The 19,456-nt window shown below is 65.1% G+C and carries 21 protein-coding genes; 4 read left to right on the forward strand and 17 right to left on the reverse strand.

The features are described from left to right. Positions 1–11 precede the first annotated feature (11 nt). The 6 genes from IAE37_RS12585 to IAE37_RS12610 form a co-directional block, all read right to left on the reverse strand. On the reverse strand, positions 12–1,244 hold the full coding sequence (locus IAE37_RS12585; protein ID WP_328822724.1) for an OprD family porin: 1,233 nt from the start codon (positions 1,242–1,244) through the stop codon (positions 12–14). A gap of 161 nt (positions 1,245–1,405) precedes the next feature. After that, entirely contained in the window at positions 1,406–2,212 is an 807-nt protein-coding gene (locus IAE37_RS12590) for a pyrroline-5-carboxylate reductase family protein (RefSeq protein WP_201174062.1), read from the reverse strand. After that, entirely contained in the window at positions 2,202–3,014 is an 813-nt protein-coding gene (locus IAE37_RS12595; protein ID WP_201174064.1) for an amino acid ABC transporter ATP-binding protein, read from the reverse strand. Before IAE37_RS12595 ends, IAE37_RS12590 begins: the two co-directional genes overlap by 11 nt. Beyond that, positions 3,007–3,732: an amino acid ABC transporter permease gene (locus IAE37_RS12600; protein ID WP_201174065.1), complete on the reverse strand. Its 726-nt coding sequence runs from the start codon at positions 3,730–3,732 to the stop codon at positions 3,007–3,009. The genes IAE37_RS12595 and IAE37_RS12600 overlap by 8 nt, the downstream gene beginning before the upstream one ends. Positions 3,733–3,741: 9 nt before the next feature. After that, positions 3,742–4,647: a dihydrodipicolinate synthase family protein gene (locus IAE37_RS12605; protein WP_201174067.1), complete on the reverse strand. Its 906-nt coding sequence runs from the start codon at positions 4,645–4,647 to the stop codon at positions 3,742–3,744. 41 nt (positions 4,648–4,688) lie between these two features. Continuing rightward, positions 4,689–5,486, reverse strand: a complete 798-nt coding sequence (locus tag IAE37_RS12610) for a substrate-binding periplasmic protein (RefSeq protein ID WP_201174068.1) — start codon at positions 5,484–5,486, stop codon at positions 4,689–4,691. Between the two features lie 215 nt (positions 5,487–5,701). On the opposite strand from IAE37_RS12610, the gene IAE37_RS12615 reads away from it, so the two are divergent. Further along, complete coding sequence (locus tag IAE37_RS12615; protein ID WP_201174070.1) at positions 5,702–6,316, forward strand: helix-turn-helix domain-containing protein; 615 nt, start codon at positions 5,702–5,704, stop codon at positions 6,314–6,316. Here IAE37_RS12615 and IAE37_RS12620 read toward each other — a convergent pair. The 7 genes from IAE37_RS12620 to IAE37_RS12650 all read right to left on the reverse strand — a co-directional run bounded on the left by IAE37_RS12620 (position 6,303) and on the right by IAE37_RS12650 (position 13,810). Next, positions 6,303–7,472: an alpha-hydroxy acid oxidase gene (locus IAE37_RS12620; protein WP_201174071.1), complete on the reverse strand. Its 1,170-nt coding sequence runs from the start codon at positions 7,470–7,472 to the stop codon at positions 6,303–6,305. The two genes, IAE37_RS12615 and IAE37_RS12620, sit on opposite strands and share 14 nt — an antisense overlap. A gap of 13 nt (positions 7,473–7,485) precedes the next feature. Further along, on the reverse strand, positions 7,486–8,907 hold the full coding sequence (locus tag IAE37_RS12625) for an FAD-binding oxidoreductase (RefSeq protein ID WP_201174072.1): 1,422 nt from the start codon (positions 8,905–8,907) through the stop codon (positions 7,486–7,488). Positions 8,908–8,977: 70 nt separating this feature from the next. Further along, complete coding sequence (locus tag IAE37_RS12630) at positions 8,978–9,877, reverse strand: dihydrodipicolinate synthase family protein (protein WP_201174073.1); 900 nt, start codon at positions 9,875–9,877, stop codon at positions 8,978–8,980. Between the two features lie 2 nt (positions 9,878–9,879). Next, positions 9,880–11,019: an ABC transporter ATP-binding protein gene (locus IAE37_RS12635; RefSeq protein ID WP_201174074.1), complete on the reverse strand. Its 1,140-nt coding sequence runs from the start codon at positions 11,017–11,019 to the stop codon at positions 9,880–9,882. A gap of 32 nt (positions 11,020–11,051) precedes the next feature. Then, complete coding sequence (locus IAE37_RS12640; protein ID WP_201174075.1) at positions 11,052–11,873, reverse strand: ABC transporter permease; 822 nt, start codon at positions 11,871–11,873, stop codon at positions 11,052–11,054. Continuing rightward, the gene (locus tag IAE37_RS12645) at positions 11,873–12,700 is read right to left on the reverse strand and encodes an ABC transporter permease (protein WP_201174077.1); all 828 of its coding nucleotides are present in this window, start codon (positions 12,698–12,700) and stop codon (positions 11,873–11,875) included. Before IAE37_RS12645 ends, IAE37_RS12640 begins: the two co-directional genes overlap by 1 nt. Before the next feature lie 48 nt (positions 12,701–12,748). Next, positions 12,749–13,810, reverse strand: a complete 1,062-nt coding sequence (locus IAE37_RS12650; RefSeq protein WP_201174080.1) for an ABC transporter substrate-binding protein — start codon at positions 13,808–13,810, stop codon at positions 12,749–12,751. A 337-nt stretch (positions 13,811–14,147) separates the two neighbouring features. On the opposite strand from IAE37_RS12650, the gene IAE37_RS12655 reads away from it, so the two are divergent. Together IAE37_RS12655 and IAE37_RS12660 are read left to right on the forward strand one after the other, a co-directional pair. Next, positions 14,148–14,804, forward strand: a complete 657-nt coding sequence (locus tag IAE37_RS12655; RefSeq protein WP_201174083.1) for a helix-turn-helix domain-containing protein — start codon at positions 14,148–14,150, stop codon at positions 14,802–14,804. 36 nt (positions 14,805–14,840) lie between these two features. Then, a complete protein-coding gene (locus tag IAE37_RS12660) occupies positions 14,841–15,443 on the forward strand; it encodes a TetR/AcrR family transcriptional regulator (RefSeq protein ID WP_201174086.1) in 603 nt (200 codons plus the stop codon). 8 nt (positions 15,444–15,451) lie between these two features. Here IAE37_RS12660 and hpaI read toward each other — a convergent pair whose 3' ends face one another. From hpaI to IAE37_RS12680, 4 genes are read right to left on the reverse strand one after another with little or no spacing between them, the layout of a single operon-like run. Further along, the gene (hpaI, locus tag IAE37_RS12665) at positions 15,452–16,243 is read right to left on the reverse strand and encodes a 4-hydroxy-2-oxoheptanedioate aldolase (protein WP_201174089.1); all 792 of its coding nucleotides are present in this window, start codon (positions 16,241–16,243) and stop codon (positions 15,452–15,454) included. A gap of 32 nt (positions 16,244–16,275) precedes the next feature. Then, entirely contained in the window at positions 16,276–17,094 is an 819-nt protein-coding gene (gene hpaH, locus IAE37_RS12670) for a 2-oxo-hept-4-ene-1,7-dioate hydratase (protein ID WP_201174092.1), read from the reverse strand. Next, a complete protein-coding gene (locus IAE37_RS12675; RefSeq protein ID WP_201174095.1) occupies positions 17,091–17,957 on the reverse strand; it encodes a fumarylacetoacetate hydrolase family protein in 867 nt (288 codons plus the stop codon). The genes hpaH and IAE37_RS12675 overlap by 4 nt, the downstream gene beginning before the upstream one ends. Continuing rightward, positions 17,954–18,841: an amidohydrolase family protein gene (locus tag IAE37_RS12680; RefSeq protein WP_201174098.1), complete on the reverse strand. Its 888-nt coding sequence runs from the start codon at positions 18,839–18,841 to the stop codon at positions 17,954–17,956. Before IAE37_RS12680 ends, IAE37_RS12675 begins: the two co-directional genes overlap by 4 nt. Before the next feature lie 170 nt (positions 18,842–19,011). Here IAE37_RS12680 and IAE37_RS12685 point away from each other — a divergent pair, with 170 nt between their 5' ends. Further along, positions 19,012–19,395 carry a RidA family protein gene (locus IAE37_RS12685; protein WP_201174101.1) on the forward strand — a complete coding sequence of 128 codons (384 nt, stop codon included), beginning with the start codon at positions 19,012–19,014 and terminating at the stop codon, positions 19,393–19,395. Positions 19,396–19,456: the final 61 nt, after the last annotated feature.

Below are 19,456 nucleotides of genomic sequence, written 5' to 3' on the forward strand. Positions count from 1 at the left end.
TGAGCCTAGCCTCAGAAGATCGAGATCGGATATTCGGTGGTCACCACCACCTCATTGATATCCCCGCCCCGGTCCGAGCTGCGGTACAAGGCGCTACGCACGCGAAAGCTCAAGTCCTTGGCCGCCCCCGACTGCACTACATAGCGCACCTCGAGATCGCGTTCCCAGGCCTTGCCATCTCGCCCGGTGTCGGTGGTGAAGTCGCTGCCTCGGATGTAGCGAGCCATGAACGCCAGTCCAGGGATGCCGTAGGGAGCGGCATCGAGGTTGTAACGCAGCTGCCAGGATTTTTCGCCCTCGTAGATGAAGTCGGAATACTGGCTCGAGTTGGCCACGTAGATCGCGCTGTTGCCCTCCACGCCGTACTTGAAGTCGCCACGACCGTGCACCTGCTGGCGTGCCAGCATGAAGGTGTGCGCGCCGGTCTTGTACGACACCGCCAAGCTCCAGATGCGGTTGTCCAGGTCCCCGCCCAGCGCCTCGCCCTGGCTGCGGGTGCGGTACAGGTTGGCGTCGAACTTCACAGCCTGCAGGCTGCTCAGCGGCACGGTCCAGACCAGGCCGCCGTACTGCTTGCGCCAATAATCCTCGACGTCCGAGTAGTACAGGCTGCCCTGTACGTTGGGGTTGAAATCGTACACCGCACCGGCCAGGTCGATGCCCGGCAGGTTGCCACTGTCATGGGCGCTGTCGTTGCGCAGCTTGAGGGCGGTGAAGTGCCCCGCCTGCAATTTCAGGCCAGGCAACTCGTTGCTGGTGACCAGCAGGCCCTGCACGGTTTCGGGCAGCAAGCGGCTGTCGGACATACCCAGCACCGGGGTGTTGACGATCTGGGTCCCGTACTTGAGGGTGGTACTCGACACCCGCAGCTTCACCGCCCCGCCCAGCGATCCGTACGAGGGTTTGGCGCCGCTGCTGTCTTGTTCCAGCAAGCGGGTCCCGCCACCGGTGCGGCCATCGCCGGTATCCAGGCGCAGGCCGACCAGGCCCAGGGCATCGAAGCCCACCCCCACGGTGCCGGTGGTAAACCCTGACTGGAACGTGCCGATGAAACCCTGCGCCCATTCCTCGCCGTAGCTTTGCTCGGCCCCCCTGGCACGCTGATCACGATTGAAATACACATTACGCGCCTTGACCACCAGCGACGAGCCTTCGGCGAATCCTTTGGACTCCGACTGCTCCGAGCCCATGGCCAACCCCGAATATCCCAGTACCGCAACCACACCCACTACTGCCGTCTTCATGTCGCTGCCCCTCATTATTATTGTGCGTTCACGCGCAGCCCCCGGCCGGGGCTGGGAGCGTGCGATAGAGTTGAGGTAAGGCGCTGCGCGCTATCGAAGAAAATCGGCGCAACGCCCCGATACAACGGTGGGGGGCAACGTCAAGGCTGCCCGGATGGCGATCAGCCCGTCACGGCCTTCGACATGGCGCTCGCCTTGGCCGATGCCGCTTGCAGCCCAGTCCCGACCGCGCGGGCGAAGCCTTGGTCAAGCATGCTGCTGAGCGCGGCAGCGGTGGTGCCCTTGTAGTCGATCATTTCCTGCACCACGCTTGCTGGGTTGCTGCCCGAAGCCGCCAGCAACTGGCTGGCTGCCACCACTACCCCGAGTGCGGCACGGCGTGCGAACTCAGCCGGCAGGCCCTCTGCCACGGCGTGCATTTCCAGAGCCTGGGCCAGCAGGGCCGGGAACGCCGCGCCCGAGCCGGTCATACCCACGCAATAGTCGATGAAGCGTTCCTCCGGCACTTGCGCGGCTTCGCCACAGGCGTCGAACAACGCTTGAACGACACCCTTGCTCTGCGCCGATACCGGTTCGGTAGCGTACCAGGGGGTGAACGACTGCCCGAGGCTGGCCGCCGCGTTGGGGATGGCCCGCACCACCTCGCTGGCCCCGGTGCGCTCGGCGATATAGGCCGCCGGCACGCCGGCCATGACCGAAATCACCAGTTTGCCTTTGGCGTCGATCACCACATCACCGAACTGGTCGGGGCGAACCGACAGCACGATCACATCGCTGCGTTCGACCAGTTGCTGGTTGTCACGCAGCACCTGGACATCGGCCAGGGTCTCGTCCAGCGCCTTGTGCGTGCGGCCAGACAACAAGAGGCGCGCCGTTGGTACGACCCCGGTATTGATCGCCGACACGGCGATGGCGCTGCCCAGCCAGCCGTTGCCGCCGATGATGCCGATGCGTTGTTCAATCTGCATGTTGCGTACCCTCTACATTTGAGATGTCCGAATGGCCGGTCAGGCCCTTGAGAAACTGCCGGCAGCGTTCGCTGCTCGGGTTGCCGAGCACATGGGCCGAAGGCCCCTGCTCGACGATCTGCCCCGCTTCCATGAAGACCGTGCGGTGCGATACCCGCCGGGCGAATTCCATCTCGTGGGTGGCGATCAGCGTGGTCATGCCCGAGGCGCTGACATCGCGGATCACGTTGAGCACTTCCTGTACGGTTTCCGGGTCCAGCGCCGAGGTGGGTTCGTCGAACAGCATCACCTTCGGCTCCATGGCCAGTGCCCGGGCGATCGCCACCCGCTGCTGCTGCCCGCCGGAGAGCTGGCGGGGGAAGTGCCCGGCCTTGTCGGCCAGGCCCACCCGCGCCAACAGGTCCATGCCCTGGCGCGCCGCCTGCTGGGCGCTCTGCCCCCGGACCAGGCGCGGCCCGGCGGTAACGTTGTCCAGCGCGCTCATGTGCGGGAACAGGTTGAAACTCTGGAACACCATGCCGACGTCCTCGCGCTGGCGAGCCAGCACCTGCTCGCCCAGGCGCACCGGGCCATTGGCCGCAACGCGGTAGCCGATCGGCTGGCCCTGCACCTTGATCGAGCCGGCGCTGATGGTCTCCAGCACATTGATGCAGCGCAGCAAGGTGCTCTTGCCCGAACCACTGGGGCCGATCAGGGCGATCGCCTCGCCCTTGGCCACGCTCAACGACACGCCCCGCAAGGCGGTGAAGTCGCCGAAGTGCTTGACCAGCCCTTCCACTTCCAACAACGCAGGCTTATGCATGACGCGCTACCCCCTTGATGGCGGTGGCCTTGGGCGCGCCCTGCGCGGCCTCGGCGAACCAGCGTGAATTGCGCCGCTCCAGGCCGTTCTGCAGCCAGGTCCAGATGATCATCAGCGCCAGGTAGTACAACGTGGCCACCGCCAGCCCTTCGAGCACGCGGAAGTTGGTCTGGGTCAGGCTGTCGGTGGCGCGGAACAGCTCGGTCATGGAAATGATCGAGACCAGCGAGGTGTTTTTCAGCTGCCTGACGAACTCGTTGCCCAGCGGTGGAATCGCGATGCGAAACGCCTGGGGAAAGATGATTGCCCGCATGATCGCCGCCGGGCGCATGCCGATCGCCCGCGCCGCCTCCCACTGCGCCCCAGGCACCGCCGACAGCGACGAGCGCACGATCTCGGCCACGTAGGGGCTTTCCGAAAGCATCAAGCCGATCACCGCCGCCTCCAGCACCGAGAGGCTGATGCCCATCTGCGGCAAGGCGCTGTACAGGAACACCAGCTGCACCAGCAGCGGCGTAGCCCGGAAGAACGCCACGTAGCCCTGGTAGAAACCCCGCGCCAACAGGTGGTCGATACGCCCCACCAGCGCCACCAAGGTGCCCAGCACGATGGCCAGGAACAGTGTCGAAAAGGTCAACCACACCGTAGTCCACAGCCCTTGCAGAATCGCCGGATGCACCAGGTTGTGGAAGAACACCTGCCAGTCCCAGACTGTCATGCCGGCCTCCTATGCCCCAAGGGCGAGCGGTTGTACGCCGAGTTGTTCGAGCAACTGCGCAAAGCGCGCCTTCAACGCCGGCTCCGACGCCCTGACCGGTTCGCGCGGTTCCCCCACATCCAGCCCGCGCGCGGCGGAGCCCGCCTTGGCCAGGGGTACGTAGCCGTTCTGCAGCATGAAATCGAGGATCGGCCACAGCTTGTCCCAGATCGCCAGGGCCTGCGGATAGTCACGGTGCACCCGCACCGCTTCGTACAGGGCCACGCACAGCTCGGGCACGAAGGTCGAGGCGCCGATGATCGAACCCGGCGCGCCATGCATCAGTGCCGCCAGCAGGGCCGGGTCGGAGCCGGCCAGCACGGTCGGGGCATCGGGGTTGCTCAGCAGGCGCATGGTGCGGGCAAAGCTCTGCGGGCTGTCCTTGACGTGCGACACCAGGCCTTCGGCCTTGAGCGTGACCATCTGCTGCTCGGAAATGTGCAGGCCGGTGATGCCGGGTGTGTCGTAGTAGATGATCGCGCCGCCGGCGATCTCCACCACCTGGTTGAGGAAGCGCCGCACATCGTCGAAGGCCAGGCGATCGAAGTACGGGGTCAGCACCAGCATCTGGTCGACCCCAAGGCTGCGAGCGTGACGGGCCAGCTCCAGGCTGTCGCGCAGGTTGCTGGAGCCGACATGGGCAATCACGTCGATCTGGCTGGAGGCGGTTTGCACGGCGATTTCGAACAAGCGTCGGCGCTCGGATAACGACAGCGCCGGGTGCTCGCCGGTGGAGCCACTGGCGACCACGCCATGGATGCCCGCATCGATCTGCGAGCGGATCAGCTCGGCGTAGCGGCCCTCGTCGACCGAGCTACCGCCCTGGTTGAAGGGGGTGACGATGGCACTGAGGATGCCAGAGAGTTGTTGTTTCATTTGGGCGACCTTCCTTTCGGTTCGAGTGGTGATGCTGGTGCTCAGGGGGCCGCCTGCTGACCGGCGTCGATGCCGGCCGCCTCGATTCCCCACTGTTTGAGAATGGCGCGGTACTCGCCACTGGCCTGCACCTCGGCCAGCGCCTGGCGCACCTGCTGGGCCCGGGCCGGGTCGCTGCGGGGCAGGCCGATACCCAAGGTCATCGGGCTGATCCCGGTGGCGATCTTCTTCAACCGTGGATTGCGCTGGAGGTAGTACGAGACCAGCGAGTCGGTGGCGATGAACGCATCGACGCTGCGGTTTTCCAGGGCGCGGATGGCGACCGGCTGGGTATCGAACGACTGGATGGCGATGGCCGGCTTGCCGGCTGCGCTGCACGCACCGCTGGCCTGCTCCAGCACTTTGAGCGAACCCGAGCCCTGCAACACGCTGACGCGTTGCCCGCACAGGTCGGCGAGCCCAGCGAGGGTGCTGTCGTGCTGGGCCAGCACCGCTTGGCTGGCAGTGAGGTACGGCACCATGGAGATGACGGCTTGCCGCTCGGGGGTGATGTACATGGCGGCGCAGAGCATGTCGAAGCGCCCGGCCTGCAGGGCGGGCACCAGGCCCTTGTAGTCGAGGTTGGTGAACTGCGCCTCGGCGCCCATGTGTCGGGCGATGGCGCCGCACATCGCGACATCGATCCCGGTGGGCTGCTGCTGCGCGTCGTAGAAGCCCCAGGGCATCTGGGTCAGCGAGGTGCCGACCCGCAGCGGCTGCGCCGCATGCGCCAAGGGGAGGAAGATCATGAAACCACATGCTGCAGAAACGACGGTCGAGGCAAGGGCCTTGAGCTTCATCTGAGAGGTCTCCGGAGGGGCTGTTGTTGTGGGTTGGCCTGTGTTCCGTGCAACCAAGATGGATCTCGACAACGGCATTGTCAATGCTTATCGGAAATTAAATCCACTATACGAAATTATTCAGGTCTTTCGGAAAACCTTGCCGGAGAGTAGGATGTCGCCCAGAAGCGCCGCGCAACGGCGCCCGTACCGGTGCCACAGGCTGATGAGGATTTATGGAGCAAACCGTTGCAGCGCCTGGCGCACAGGCGAAGACAGAAGGCCCTGAGTCGACGGCTGACATCGCGAAGAAAATCGCCGAGCTGCGCCGCGACCGGCAATGGACCTTGAAGGATGCCGCGCAAGCCACCGGCGTCGCCTCCTCGACCTTGTCGAAGATCGAGCGCCAGGAGCTGTCACCGACCATCTCGACCCTGCAGAAGATCGCCAGCGGCTTTGGCCTGGACGTGATCCAGCTGCTGTCCAACCAGGAACAGCCGCAGAAACTGGCCGGCCGGCGCAGCATCACCCGCGCAGGCCAGGGCAGCGTGCACCCCACCAAGACCTGCATCAACGAAGTGCTGTGCCACGACCTCAAGCACAAGCGCATGACCCCGCTCTACACCACCATCGGCGCCCGCTCGATCGACGACTACTCGTCCTGGCCCAAGAGCGATGCAGAGATCTTCCTGTATGTGATCAAGGGCACCCTGGTGGTCAATAGCCGCCTGTACGAGCCCATCGAACTGCACGAAGGCGACTCGATGTACTACGACGCCAGCACCGAGCACCTGTGGACCAGCAAGGGTGCCGAAGACGCGCAGATCCTCTGGATGATCAGCAACAACTGAGGTCGTGCTGGGTGCCGGCCTGGGCCAGCACCGCCTCCAGCCCCTCCAGGTCGGCCCTGCCCAGCAGTTGCAGGGTAAGCTCCAGCTCCTCGCGCAGCATCCGCAGGATGCCGTCGGCACCGGCCTCCCCGCCACACGCCAGCCCCCAGAGCGGCAAGCGCCCGACCATCACCGCCTGGGCGCCGAGGGCGCGATAACGCAGCACATCGCTGCCCCGGGCGACACCGCTGTCGGCGATCACGCACATCTGCTTGCCCACCGCCGCGCAAATGCCAGGCAAGACCTCCGCCGTCATCGGTGAGCAATCCAGGTTGCGCCCGCCGTGGGCGGACACGACGATGCCCTGGGCGCCCGCTGCTTGCGCGCGCAAGGCATCCTCGACGCTCAGCACCCCCTTGATCAGCAACTGCCCGGCCCAGCGCTGGCGGACCTGCTCGATATCGCGCCAGCCCAGCGCAGCATCGAGCTTCACCGCCTCATGCACCGGCGACTTGCCCGCCCCGGTGCGAAACCCCGGGGGATAATTGCCATAGCACGGCATGCCGCCCTCGCGCAGGTAACGCAGCAACACCGTGGTCAACCAGCCTGGGCGCAGCAGCACATCGCGCGCGAGCTTGAGGCCGGGCTTCATGGGCATGCTCAGGCCATTGCGGGCGTTGTATTCACGCTTGGGCACCGCGGGAGTATCGACGGTGATCACCAGCGTCTCGACACCTTGCCCGGCCACAGTGTCCAGCAACCGCTCGGTGAGGCTGCGGTCCTTCCAGAAATACAACTGGAACCACAGGTTGGCGTCGGGCACGGCGGCGCGCACCTGCGCCACCGAACTGATCGACTGGGTCGAGATGCACAGCGGGATGCCAGCCCGGGCGGCCGCTCGCGCCAGCTTGACCTCGCCGTCATGCGCCACCAGCCCGGCCATGGCCGTTGGCGCGATGATCACCGGCATGGCGCAGGCCTGGCCGAACAGTTCGCTACCCAGGTCGGGCGTGGCATGGCCGCTGAGCATGGCCGGGCGCAGCGTCAGCCGGTCGAGGCTCTGGCGTAGACGCGCCAGGGCGACTTCATCCTCGCAGCCACGGTCGATGTACTCGAACAGGAAGCGCGGCAATCTGCGCCGGGCGCGCAGGCGGTAGTCGAAGAAATTCATCAGCATGGCCCGCACCCTCCTAGCCCGGCAGCACGCGCCCGGGGTTCATGCGATTGTCCGGGTCGAGCAAGGCCTTGATGCCACGCATCAGTTGCAGCTCGACCGGGGGCTTGTACTGGGCCATCTCTGCCACATGCAGGGCACCGATGCCGTGCTCGGCGCTGAAGGTGCCGTCGAGCTTCGCCGCCAGGTCGTAGATGGCGCGGTACACCGCCTTGCGCGTCGCCGCCTGGTCCTCGATCGCTTCCCACACTCGCTGCTCGAACATCACGTTGTAGTGCAGGTTGCCATCGCCCACATGCCCGACCAGGGCGATCTCGGCCTGTGGGAAGCGGCTGGCGACGATGGCACCGGCCTGCTGGATGAAGCCGGCAATATGCATCAGTGGAATGGCCACATCGTGAGACATGCCCATGCCGTACTTCTTGTGCGCCTCGGTGACCGTGTGCCGCAAGCGCCAGATCGCCGCGCGGTGGGCTTCGCTGTGGGCGACCAGCACGTCGCTGACATGGCCGTTTTCCAGGGCATCGCCGAGCACCTGCTGCAAGCGCTCGTTGACCTCATCCTGTTGCTCGCAGGCGATGTCCACCAGCAGGAACCAGGGGGTGGCCGGGTCGTAGGGCACGTTGAGGTCTGGGTAGATGGCCTTGACGATGCGCACCTCGCTGCCGGAAATCAGCTCCATGGCACCGATCGCCGTGTCGAAGGCGCGGCGCAGGGGTTGGGTGAAGCCGGCCAGGTGCGCGATGTCGTCGAACGCGATCAGCACGGTGGTGGTCTGCGGGGGCTGGGGAAACAGTTTGAGGGCGACTTTGGTGATCACCCCGAGGGTGCCCTCGCCGCCGATGAACAGGTGCTTGAGGTCGTAGCCGGTGTTGTCCTTGCGCAGGGTGCGCAGGCCGTTCCACACCTGCCCGTCCGGTAGCACCGCCTCGATGCCCAGCACCAGGTCGCGGGTGTTGCCATAGCGCAGCACTGCCGTGCCGCCGGCGTTGGTCGCGACATTGCCGCCGATCTGGCAACTGCCCTCCGCGCCCAGGCTCAACGGGAACAGCAGGCCGGCCTGGCTGGCAGCCTGCTGGATGTCGGCCAGCACGCAACCGGCTTCGGCCACCAGCGAGAAATCCTCAGGCTGCAGTGCAAGGATGCGGTTCATCCTGCCCAGGGCCAGGACGATCGACTGGCCCTTCGCGTCCGGTACGGCGCCCAGACAGGTGCTGGTGTTGCCGCCCTGGGGGAACACCGCCAGCTGGTGCCGCTGACAGATCTTCAGTACCGCCGCCACTTCCTCGGTATTACCCGGCAAAGCCACGCACAGGGCCTTGCCCCGTGCCCTGCCCCAGAAATCCTCCAGATGCCCCTCGGCATCGCTGCCGGTGCGGACGTATTTGTCGCCTAGCCGAGCCTTGAGCTCGGCCACTATCGGGTTGTCAGCGTCCATCTTGTAGTTGTTCCGCTTGTGGTGGTTGGCAAAGAGGCACCGGCGGCCCAGCGGCGCCGGTGCACAGGCCTCACGGCATCGACGCTTCCAGTGCCAGCATCTGTGGCAGCATGCGTGCCAGCTGGGCTTCGGTTTCGCTACTGGCCGGGCGCAGTGGGGTCAGTGGCTCGCCGGCCGGGCGTTCGAGCAGGCGTAGCGCGGCCTTGAGCGGTATCGGGTTGTGCTCGCTGAACAGCAGCTTGAGGAACGGCCGGATCTGCCCGTGCAGGGCCAGCGCCTCGTTCATCTGGTTGCCCTGCACCAGCGCGGTGATGCGCTTCCAGACCTTGGGGATGATGCAGGACGAGGCGATCAAGCCACCGCGGGCACCGGCGGCGATATGCAGCGGAAACACATCCTCATCACCCGACAGAATCGAGATCTTGTCGCCGGCCGCCTCCAGCACGCGCAGTTGCAGGCCGGTGTCGGGGTTGCAGGCTTTCATCGCCACCACCCGCGTCGTCTCGGCCAACTGCTGCACGGTTTCGGCCGTCAGCGAGACGTTGGTGCGGTAGGGGAACTCGTACAGCACCAAATCGCTATCGAGGGTATCGGACAAGGCCTTGAAATAGTCCACCACACCCTCCTGGGTCGGGCGCACATAGAACGGCGTGGTCACCAGCAGACCATGGGCACCGGCCTCGATGAGCTTGCGGCCAGAGCCCAGGGCATCGCTCAGGCCGGGCGCCAGCAGGCCGGCGATGGTCGGCACCTTGCCGTCGGCGGCTTCGAGGGTGGCGCGGACCATGTCCACCTTCTGCCGCTCGCTCAGAGAAATGTATTCGCCGGTGCCGCCGATGGGCGCCAGGGCCGAGGTGCCGTTGGCGATCAGGTAGCGCGCCAGTTCCTGGGCCGAGGCGACATCCACCTGGCCGTCGGTGATCGGTGTGGGCGTGGCGGTGACGATGCCGGAAAGGTTCTTGATGCTCATGCTCATGCTCGGGAAGCCTCGGAGGAGTGATGAAGGGCGCCGTGCGAACGGGTGTGGCGCGTCGGAGTCGGGCGCTCGTCGCCCAGGACGATGAAGTCCTCGGGCGCCCAGCGCAGTGCGATGCTGTCGCCCACCTGCGGGCGGTCCTGGGACGGCAACGAGGTGGTCTTGAGTTTCAGCTCGGTGCCATCGGGCAAGACCGTGGTCACAGTGGTGAGGCTGCCGACGAAGGCGACGTTGGCCACCCGGCCCGAGGCCTGGGGCAGCTCCCCGGCGCTGGCGATGCGAATGCGCTCGGGGCGCAGCATCACCTCGTAGTCCTGCCCAGCGACCAGGTTCTGCCCGGCCAGGGCCAGGCTGTGGCCGCTGGCCATGCGCAGGCGGTCCGGCGCTTCGGCCTTGCCGGACAGCAGGTTGGACTCACCGATGAAGCCTGCGGCGAAGCGGTTGACCGGGCGGAAGTACAGCTCGTCCGGGGTACCCAGCTGGACGATGCCACCTTCGTTCATCAGGCAGATGCGGTCCGACATGTTCAGCGCTTCTTCCTGGTCGTGGGTGACGTAGATGAAGGTGGTGCCGATTTCCCGGTGCAGGGTCTTGATCTCGTCCTGCATCTGTTCACGCATGTTCTTGTCCAGCGCGCCCAGCGGCTCGTCCATCATGATGATCGACGGCGAATAGACGATGCAGCGGGCGATGCCCACCCGCTGCTGCTGGCCGCCGGAAAGCTGCTTGGGCTTGCGCTGCTCGAAGCCGGCGAGGCCGACCCGGGCCAGGGCGTCCATCACCCGTTCGCGGATCTGTTGCTTGGGCACGCCGCGAATCTTCAGCGGGTAGGCGACGTTGTCGAAGGCGGTCATGTGCGGCATCAATGCGTAGTTCTGGAACACCATGCCGATCTCCCGGTCACGCGGCGGTGCGCTGGTGATGTCCTTGCCCTTGAGCAGGATCTTGCCGCTGCTGGCCTCATAGGCGCCGGAAATCAGGTTGAGCAAGGTGCTCTTGCCCGAGCCCGACGGCCCCAGCAGGGTGAGGAACTCACCCTGGCGAATGGTCAGGGTGGTGGGCTTGAGGGCGACGAACTGCAGGAACGTCTTGGAGATGTCCTGCAACTCGATCATGTTGCGGTCACGGTCTGTCATGTTTGGGGTCCTTGGCGCCTGTAGCCAGGCGCTCACTGCTGATTCGGGTCTTTTTTCTGCAAGGCGACGTTCACCAGGCAGACCACCAGCGAGATCACGGTCAGCACGGTGGAGACGGCGGCGATCACCGGGGAGATCTCCCACTGGATGGCACTGAACATCTTCACCGGCAACGTGGTGGTGGTCGGCCCGGCGAGGAACCACGAAATCACCACTTCATCGAAGGAGATCAGGAAGGCGAACAGCGCCCCGGCGGAGATCGACGGGTACAGTTGCGGCAGCACCACCGTCAGCAACATGCGCCAGCGCCCCGCCCCCATGAGCATCGCGCCGAACTCCAGGTTGGGGTCGAGCTTCTTCACCCCGGCACTGATGATCACCAGGGCGTAGGGCAAGGTGAACATGGTGTGGGCCAGGATCAGCCCGGTGACGGTGCCGGTCAGCCGCAGGTGCGAGAAGTACAGGTAGATGCCCAGCGCGAAGACCACCGAAGGCGTCACCAGCGGGCTCATGATCAAGCCGTTGAGCAGGTTCCTGCCGAAGAAGCTGAAGCGCACGATGGCATAGGCGGCCGGCACCGCGATCACCGTGGTCAGCGCCGTGGTGATCAGCGCGATGCGCAGGCTCAGCCACAGCGGCTGGGTCCAGGCGCTGGAGGAGAACAGCATGTCGAACAGCTCCAGCGAGTAGCTGGCCGGTGGAAACTGCAGCTCGTAGCGCGAGCCGAACGACACCGGGATCACGATCAGGCTCGGCGCCAGCAGGAACAGGTACACCAGCGAAGCCAGGAGCGTGCCGCCCCAGCGCGCGCTGCGCTTGCGCAGGTCCTTGATCGGTTGTGTGCGAGCGGTCATCAGGACACCCCCAGCTGCTTGCGGCGGCGCAGGATCATCGCCGGCACCGCGAAAATGGCGATCAGCAGGAACAGGATCACGCCCACGGCGCTGGCCACGTTCCAGTCCAGGACTTCACGGGTATAGAAGTCCACCAGGTTGGCCAGCATCATGTCCTGCTTGCCGCCCAGCAGCGCCGGGACGATGAAGAAGCCCAGCGACACCACGGCCGCGCTGAGCACCCCGGCGACCACCCCCGGCGTGCTCAGTGGCAAGGTGATGGTGAAGAAGATGCGGGTCGGCCGGGCCCCCATGATCTCGGCGGCGCGGTACAGCGCCGGGTCGATCGCCAGCAGGCTGGCCAGGATCGGGAACACCACCAGTGGCGTGAGGTAGTTGGTCATGCCGATCAGCACGCCGACGCGGTTGAAGATCAGCGGCAGCTCCACCGGCCCGCCCGTCAACCAGGACAGCAAGCCATTGATGATGCCCTCGCGCCCCAGAATGATGGTGAAGGCATAGCTCTTGACTAGGATGCTGGTCCAGAACGGCAGCAGTACCAGCACCATGAGCAGCGCGCGCTTGCGCGGCGGCTGGCGTACCAGATGCAGCGCCACCAGGTAGCCGAGCACCAGGCTGATCAGGCTGGCGAGCACCGCCACCTGCACCGTAGTAGCCAGTGCGCGACGAAACAGCGAGCTGCTGGCCACGGTCTGGAAGGCTTCGCTGGAAGCACCGCCGAAGGTGCTGTTGTAGACGATGAACAGAAGCGGTACCAACGCCACCAGCAGGGCAAGAATCGCCGCCGGCGCGATGAAAGGCCACGGGCCGTGATTTGTTGTATTCACCTTGGATTTCCTTGGGCATGTGCCAAAAGACGACAGCTGCGCAATGCCTCAGCTCAGGAGCCATTCCTTGAAGCGGCGCTCGAGCTTTTCGAGGTTGTCAGCCCACCAGGCATCGTTGATGTAGGCGTTGTTCGGCGCATCCAGCTTGGGCAGCCAGGCGAGCGACTCGGGCTTGAGCAACTCGTAGGCCTTGCGGCTGATCGGCGCGCCGCCCTTGGCCTCCATGCACGAGGCCTGGTACTCCGGGCGCATGGCGAAGGACAGGAACTTGAAGGCGTTTTCCTTGTTCGGCGCGTTCTTCAGCACGGCGAGGTACTCCACGCCGTTGAGGTTCTGGTCGAAGGAAAAACCCAGCTTCACGCCCTGGTCGCGATTGCTGGCCTGGATACGGTTGGCGTAGGTGAAACTGAAATCGGCCTCCCCGGTCTGCAGCAGGGTGACGCTTTGCGGCGTGGCTTCGATCCACTTGCTGATGTGCGGCTTGATCCGCTCCAGTACGGCGAAGGCGCGGTCGACGTCCAGCGGATAGAGATCCTTGGGCGCCACGCCATCGCCGAGCAGGGCGATTTCCAGGGTTTCCATGGCCCGGGTGCGCAAGGTGCGCCGGCCCGGATAAGCCTTGGGGTCGAAGTAGTCGGCGAAGGTTTTCGGATGCTTGCCATCCGGGGTACGGGCTTCGTCGTAGGCGATACCACCGGCGAAGGTGAAGAACGGCACCAGGTACTTCTGGCTGGGCAACAACAGGTCGCTTTCGTCGAACAGACCTGGCGGCAGCTCCTCCCAGTAACCGTGGTTGGCGCCACTGGCACCCATCGAGCCGGGCGCGTCGAAGACATCCCACTGCACGTTGCCGGTCATGGCCTGGGCCTTGACCTTGGCGATATCCGGGGTGTCGAGGATGGTGACGTTGATCCCGGTTTCCTTCATGAAAGGCTTGACCAGCCCCTCCTCCATGCCCTGGCGGTAGTTGCCGCCCCAGGTCACCAGCACCAGTTCGTTGGTCTTTTTCGCCGGCTGGCTGGCGCGAACATAGGGCGCGGCCATGGCGCCTATGGCAGTGGCGCTCGCCAGTGCGAGCAAATGACGACGGCTTATTCTTATCTCTTTCATCGCGTTCCCCTGCTGTAACGTTGAATTGCAGCGAGCGGGCCTTGCCCCGGTACCACAGCTGGGCAAAGACCGGCTGGTGTGCAGAATGCTCGAACGACCTCCAATGAACGTGCAGCGCGACCGCATTCGCTGTTCGGGCCAAGGCTGGCGCGAGGCTTGCTTGAAGCTTCGGCGGGTTTTTGCCGGTGGCCGACGCGTGTCTAGCGGCGTGCTTTCTACGTTAATCTGTTCCGCGACGATGTCAATGCACATACGACACTTTTTTTCGTATGCGAAATTTTTAGTCCTTTCAGAAAAATAATATCGAGCGTAGGATGTCCTGCAAAAGGCGCGGGCCATGATGGCCACCCAAGCGACCCAGGAACCTGATCCGATGAACCTGCCCCACGGCCACCCTCTGCATAGCCCCGACGCCGACCCGTTCGACGCGGCCCCTGCCCTCGAGCGACGGATTGCCAGCTTGCGCCAGCAGCGCGGCTGGACCTTGAAGGAGGCTGCCGAGGCCAGCGGCGTGTCGGCCTCGACCTTGTCGAAGATCGAGCGCGGCGACCTGTCGCCGACCATCACCACGCTGCAGAAGATCGCCGGCGGTTTCGACCTGGACGTGATCCAGTTGCTGGCCGGCCAGCAGGAGTCACCCCGGCTGCTGGGGCGGCGCAGCATCACCCGCGCGCGCACCGGCAGCGTTCACCGGTCGCCGACCTGCATCAACGAGGTGATGTGCCACGACCTGAAGCACAAGCGCATGACCCCGTTGTGCACCACCGTCAGCGCCCGCTCGGTCGACGACTACAGCACCTGGCCGCGCACCGACGCCGAGATCTTCCTGTTCGTGGTCAAAGGCACGCTGGTGGTGAACAGCCGCCTGTACCAGCCGATCGAACTGGGCGAAGGCGATGCGATGTACTACGACGCCAGCACCGAGCACATCTGGACCACCAAGGGCCCCGAGGACGCGGTGGTGCTGTGGTTGATCAGCGACCAGCGCGCGTGACCGGCCCAGCCAGCACGCCACCACCGGAGCCCAGCGATGCCTGCGCCGAATGCCGCCGCGCGACACCCCGACACCTACCAACGGCTGCGTGAAGCGGCACTGGCCATGTTCTGCGCCAAGGGTTACCAGGGGACCAGCCTGCGTGACCTGGCCCGCGACCTGGGGGTGCAGGCAGGCTCGCTGTACCACCACATCGAAAGCAAGCAGGCGCTGCTCTTCGAATTGCTGGAAGAGGCGCTGGAGTGCCTGCTGAGCGAGACCCGGCGGGCGTTGAAGGATCCCGCGCGGCCGCAGTTGCGCCTGCGGCGATTCGTGTTGGCGTGGATGAACGTTCAGGCCAGCCAGGACCATAGCCTGCGGTTGCTCGAACGGGAAACCTGCCACCTTTCGGCCATTCAGCAGGCGCGTATCGACCAGCTGCGCCAGGCTCACCAGGCTTGCCTGCAAGGCATCCTTGCCAACCTGGCACCCACGTTGATGCACTCCCCGAGGCACCTGCAAATGCTGACTCAGGCAGTGCTGGGCATGATGCAAGGCGCATTGCCGCTGGTGCGCCAGGGGCCGGCCGCCGGCGAGGGGGTCGAGCAGCTCCTGGCGATCATCCAGCGAGCCGTGCAAGCGCCTGCCGGCCATCGATGAGACGGGGGTCAGTACACGCCACCCCCGGCAAGCGAAGCGCCATTCGTCTTGAAGCGTCCCGCCAACCCCTGCAACCCGCGCATCAACACCGTGGTATCGACCCCGACGGCAACGAAACTCGCGCCCAACTCGAGGCAGCGGCGCGCCAGTCGATCATCGCCTGTGAGGATGCCAGCGGCCTTGCCGGCCGCGACGATACACGTGATGGCCTGTTCGATAGCCGACAACACATCGGCATGGCCAGGGTTACCGCGATGGCCCATGGCGGCGGACAGGTCGGCAGGCCCGATGAACACACCATCGACCCCCTCGACTGCGGTGATCGCGTCGAGGTTGCGCAACCCTTCCAGGCTCTCGACCTGAACCAGCAGGCAAACCTGCTCGTCTGCGCTGTCCAGGTAGTCCGCCTGGGTATTCCACCGCGAGGCACGCGCCAGGCCGCTGCCGACACCGCGTATGCCACGGGGTGGATAGGTCACGGCGCGCACCAGCTCGCGTGCCTGTTCGGCCGTTTCGACCATGGGTATCAACAGGGTCTGGGCGCCGATGTCGAGCAGTTGCTTGATCGTCGCGGTATCCCCCGTGGCGGGCCGGACCACGGGCTGGGATGCATAGGGTGCAATGGCTTGAAGCTGCCCGAGGATGCTGCGCAAATCGTTCGGCGCATGCTCGCCGTCGATCAGCAGCCAGTCGAAACCGGCATTGGCCGCGAGCTCGGCGCAGTAGGGGTCAGCCAACCCCAGCCAGAGGCCGATCTGCGCTTGCTGGTCGTGCAACCTGCGCTTGAATGCGTTGTTCATGGTGGGTCTCGCTCATCGAAGGCAACGGGTGGTCAGGCTAAGTGGCAAGAGACGCTGCCGTACTCGCCGAAGTCGGCCACGACCGTGTCGCCTTGCACGACATCGATCGGGCGAATGAACGACCCCGCCAGGACCACCTGGCCGGGCTGCAAGGTGACGCCATGCCGGTGCAGCCGGTTGGCGAGCCAGGCCACGCCATAGGCTGGGTGATTGAGCACCCCCGCCGCCAGCCCGGTTTCCTCGACCTCACCGTTCTTGCTGACGATGGCACCGATACGGCGCAGATCGGTATCGACAAGGTCTGGCTTGAATGCACGCCCGCCAAGCACCAGCGCCGCATTGGCTGCGTTGTCGCTAATGGTGTCGAGCACGGTTCGCGTGCGGCCGCTTTCACTGTCGCGGCGCTGGATGCGGGCATCGAGCAGTTCCAGCGCGGGGGTGATGTAGGCGGTCGCATCCAGCACGTCGAACAGGGTGCAATCGGGCCCGCTCAAGGGCTTGGCCAGGATGAAGGCAAGCTCGGCCTCGACCTTGAGTTCGATGAACTTTTCCGTCGCGATACGAGCGCCATCGGCATGCAACATGTCATCGAGCAATACGCCGAAATCCGGCTCGTCGATGTTCACCGCCCGCCGCATGGCCTTGGAGGTGAGGCCGATCTTGTGGCCCTTGATGACCCGCCCGGCTGCCACCTTGTGAGCGACCCAGGCGGACTGGATCGCGTAGGCATCGGCCAGGTTCATCTGCGGGTACTGCAAGGAAAACTGCCGGCATTGCCTGCGTTCACGTTCGGCCTGCTCCAGGCTCAACGCGGCGTTGTGCAATTGCTCGGGGCTCAATGAAGGGATCATCGCTCCTGCTCCACGCCGTTGCGCAGAATGCCTACGCCCTGAACCTCGACCTCGACCACGTCGCCTGGCTGCAGGAACCGCGGCGGGTCGAAGCGAATGCCGGCCCCGGTCGGCGTGCCGGTGACGATCAGGTCGCCGGTTTCGAGCGTGGTGAAGGTCGACAGGTAGGCGATCAGTGCGGGGAAGTCGAACATCAGGCGCGCCGTCGTGTCGTCCTGGCGAACCTCACCGTTGACCCGCGTCTGCACGCGCAGGTCGTCGTAGCCCTCGGTAAACTCATCCGCGCTGACCACCCAGGGCCCATAGGCGCCGGAGCGGTGGAAATTCTTGCCCTGGGTTACGTTGAACTTGGCGTGGTGCACCCAGTCACGGATCGTCCCCTCGTTGACGCAGGTCAGCCCGCCGATGTGTTCGAGCGCCTGCTCCCTGGGGATGCGCCGGCCGCCCTTGCCGATCACGATGCCGATTTCGCCTTCGTAGTCGAGTTGCTGCGACTCCAACGGCTGCAACAGCGCCTGCTCAGGTGCGGCGAACGAATCCGGGACACGCATGAAAATGCTCGGGTAGCGTGGCAGGTCGCTGCCGTCCTTGTACTCGGCATTGCGCTGGGCATAGTTGACGCCGATGCAGAAAATCTTCCTGGGCTCGGGTATCGGCAATTGCAGCACCACCTCCGCCAACGGGTAGTCGGCCCCGATGCCCTCGGCGAACTGCCGTGCCTGATCCCGGGTGGCGGCACTGGCAGCCAGCAGTTGCGCTACACCGCCGATGTGCGGCAAGCGCTTGCCCAGGTCGATGACGCCGTCGTTGACGACTGCGCCCCAGCAGGTGGCGTCTTGGTAAGTATAGGTCACGAGTTTCATGCGTCGAATCCAAATAGCTGAGCGGGATTGGTCACGAGGATGCGTTCGAGGGTGGCGGCATCGGCTGCGAAGCGGTACAGCAGTTCCATCAGCGCGCCTTCGTTGGGCGGTTGCTTGACGGAGATCGGATGTGGCCAGTCGCTGCCCCAGATGCAGCGCTCGGGCGCCGCCTCGATCAACGTGCGGGCCAGCGGCACCACGTCATCCCAGGGCTCGCCCTGGGTGGAGATCTTCTCGCTGAGCGACAGCATCACCCAGAAATTCCCCTCGCCCAGCAAGCCGAGCACTTTGTCCAGGTTCGGGTCCTGGCGCCCCAGTGCGGGCTTGGGTCGGCCCATGTGATCGAGCACCACCGGGATGTCCAGCTGCTCGAAGTCGCTCAACTGGGCGGCGATCCCGTCCGCCGAAGGTTGCACCTTGACGTACCAGCCCAGTTCCTTGACCAGAGCCAATGCGCGCTTGAGCTGCGTCGGCGTGAAGCTGATACCCAGCCCTGCCCGGCTGAACCGTGCGCCACGTACGCCGGCGTCCTGCAAGCGTTGCAACTGGGCCTCGTTGCCTTCGAGCAACACGGCGGCATTGGCGCAACCCAGGTAGCGTTTGGCCGGCTGACCGGCATTGAGACCTTCGAGCGCATCGATCACCACGCTGTGGTCGGCGCCATAGGTGGTGGCCTGCACGATCACGCCGCGCTGGATACCCAAGGTGCGGTGCAGGTCGCGCGCCACCTCCCAGGTTGCCGACGGCATGGTGTAGGCGGCATCTGGCTGCACGGGGTAGCGCTCGGGCGGGCCGAACACATGGAACTGGCTGTCGCAGGCCAATGCCGGCGGCAACGGCGACGGCGCCCGGGGATTGGGGTCGAAGGGTAGGTAGTTCGCCATGGGGTCTGCTCTTGTTGTGAGGCTTGGCGAGACTTTAAAAAGCCCGAGCCCCCCCAACAACCGCCCTGCCGCAGTTCGTTCCACCAGGTGGACTCTTTGCGCTCGGCCGGCTTTTTTGCCGCGGTCAGGGTCGCTAACAATAAGCCTCCCCTTCGCAGATGGAGCCCGCCATGACCACGCGTCAGACCATTCACCTGGAGCAGTTCGCCCACACCAATCCGATCCCCGCAGCGTGCCGCCGCGGCCCACTGTTGATGAGCGGTATCATCAATGGCAACGACCCGCAGACCGGGGAGCTACCGCCTGACCTGGAGTCACAGACCGGCAATATGTTCGCGCATGTTCGCAGCATCCTGGCCGCCGCTGGCGCAACTTGCGAGCACATCGTGAAGATGACGGTGTGGATGCAGGATCGCGACCGTCGAGGCCCACTCAATGAGCATTGGCTGGAAATGTTCCCCGATGCCGACAACCGCCCTGCTCGCCACGCCGTCCAGGCCGCGACGCCTTCGAAGTTCCTGATCCAGTGCGATATCACCGCCTGGGTGGACTGAGCCAGGAAGGCGGCAACACCCGAAAAAGTCCATGCAATGGAACGAAACACCCCGAGGTGAT

It is taken from the genome of Pseudomonas sp. S31 (genome assembly GCF_016648105.1).
Taxonomy (GTDB): Bacteria; Pseudomonadota; Gammaproteobacteria; order Pseudomonadales; family Pseudomonadaceae; genus Aquipseudomonas.

Bases quoted from the DNA above. Each gene is read 5' to 3' on its own strand.
- IAE37_RS12625 (WP_201174072.1), bottom strand. From the start codon at position 8,907: ATGGACGCTGACAACCCGATAGTGGCCGAGCTCAAGGCTCGGCTAGGC.
- IAE37_RS12595 (WP_201174064.1), bottom strand. From the start codon at position 3,014: ATGCATAAGCCTGCGTTGTTGGAAGTGGAAGGGCTGGTCAAGCACTTC.
- IAE37_RS12650 (WP_201174080.1), bottom strand. From the start codon at position 13,810: ATGAAAGAGATAAGAATAAGCCGTCGTCATTTGCTCGCACTGGCGAGC.
- IAE37_RS12635 (WP_201174074.1), bottom strand. From the start codon at position 11,019: ATGACAGACCGTGACCGCAACATGATCGAGTTGCAGGACATCTCCAAG.
- IAE37_RS12610 (WP_201174068.1), bottom strand. From the start codon at position 5,486: ATGAAGCTCAAGGCCCTTGCCTCGACCGTCGTTTCTGCAGCATGTGGT.
- IAE37_RS12640 (WP_201174075.1), bottom strand. From the start codon at position 11,873: ATGACCGCTCGCACACAACCGATCAAGGACCTGCGCAAGCGCAGCGCG.
- IAE37_RS12590 (WP_201174062.1), bottom strand. From the start codon at position 2,212: ATGCAGATTGAACAACGCATCGGCATCATCGGCGGCAACGGCTGGCTG.
- IAE37_RS12620 (WP_201174071.1), bottom strand. From the start codon at position 7,472: ATGCTGATGAATTTCTTCGACTACCGCCTGCGCGCCCGGCGCAGATTG.
- IAE37_RS12615 (WP_201174070.1), top strand. From the start codon at position 5,702: ATGGAGCAAACCGTTGCAGCGCCTGGCGCACAGGCGAAGACAGAAGGC.
- hpaI (WP_201174089.1), bottom strand. From the start codon at position 16,243: ATGAACAACGCATTCAAGCGCAGGTTGCACGACCAGCAAGCGCAGATC.
- hpaH (WP_201174092.1), bottom strand. From the start codon at position 17,094: ATGATCCCTTCATTGAGCCCCGAGCAATTGCACAACGCCGCGTTGAGC.
- IAE37_RS12600 (WP_201174065.1), bottom strand. From the start codon at position 3,732: ATGACAGTCTGGGACTGGCAGGTGTTCTTCCACAACCTGGTGCATCCG.
- IAE37_RS12680 (WP_201174098.1), bottom strand. From the start codon at position 18,841: ATGGCGAACTACCTACCCTTCGACCCCAATCCCCGGGCGCCGTCGCCG.
- IAE37_RS12685 (WP_201174101.1), top strand. From the start codon at position 19,012: ATGACCACGCGTCAGACCATTCACCTGGAGCAGTTCGCCCACACCAAT.
- IAE37_RS12655 (WP_201174083.1), top strand. From the start codon at position 14,148: ATGATGGCCACCCAAGCGACCCAGGAACCTGATCCGATGAACCTGCCC.
- IAE37_RS12585 (WP_328822724.1), bottom strand. From the start codon at position 1,244: ATGAAGACGGCAGTAGTGGGTGTGGTTGCGGTACTGGGATATTCGGGG.
- IAE37_RS12630 (WP_201174073.1), bottom strand. From the start codon at position 9,877: ATGAGCATCAAGAACCTTTCCGGCATCGTCACCGCCACGCCCACACCG.
- IAE37_RS12605 (WP_201174067.1), bottom strand. From the start codon at position 4,647: ATGAAACAACAACTCTCTGGCATCCTCAGTGCCATCGTCACCCCCTTC.
- IAE37_RS12660 (WP_201174086.1), top strand. From the start codon at position 14,841: ATGCCTGCGCCGAATGCCGCCGCGCGACACCCCGACACCTACCAACGG.
- IAE37_RS12675 (WP_201174095.1), bottom strand. From the start codon at position 17,957: ATGAAACTCGTGACCTATACTTACCAAGACGCCACCTGCTGGGGCGCA.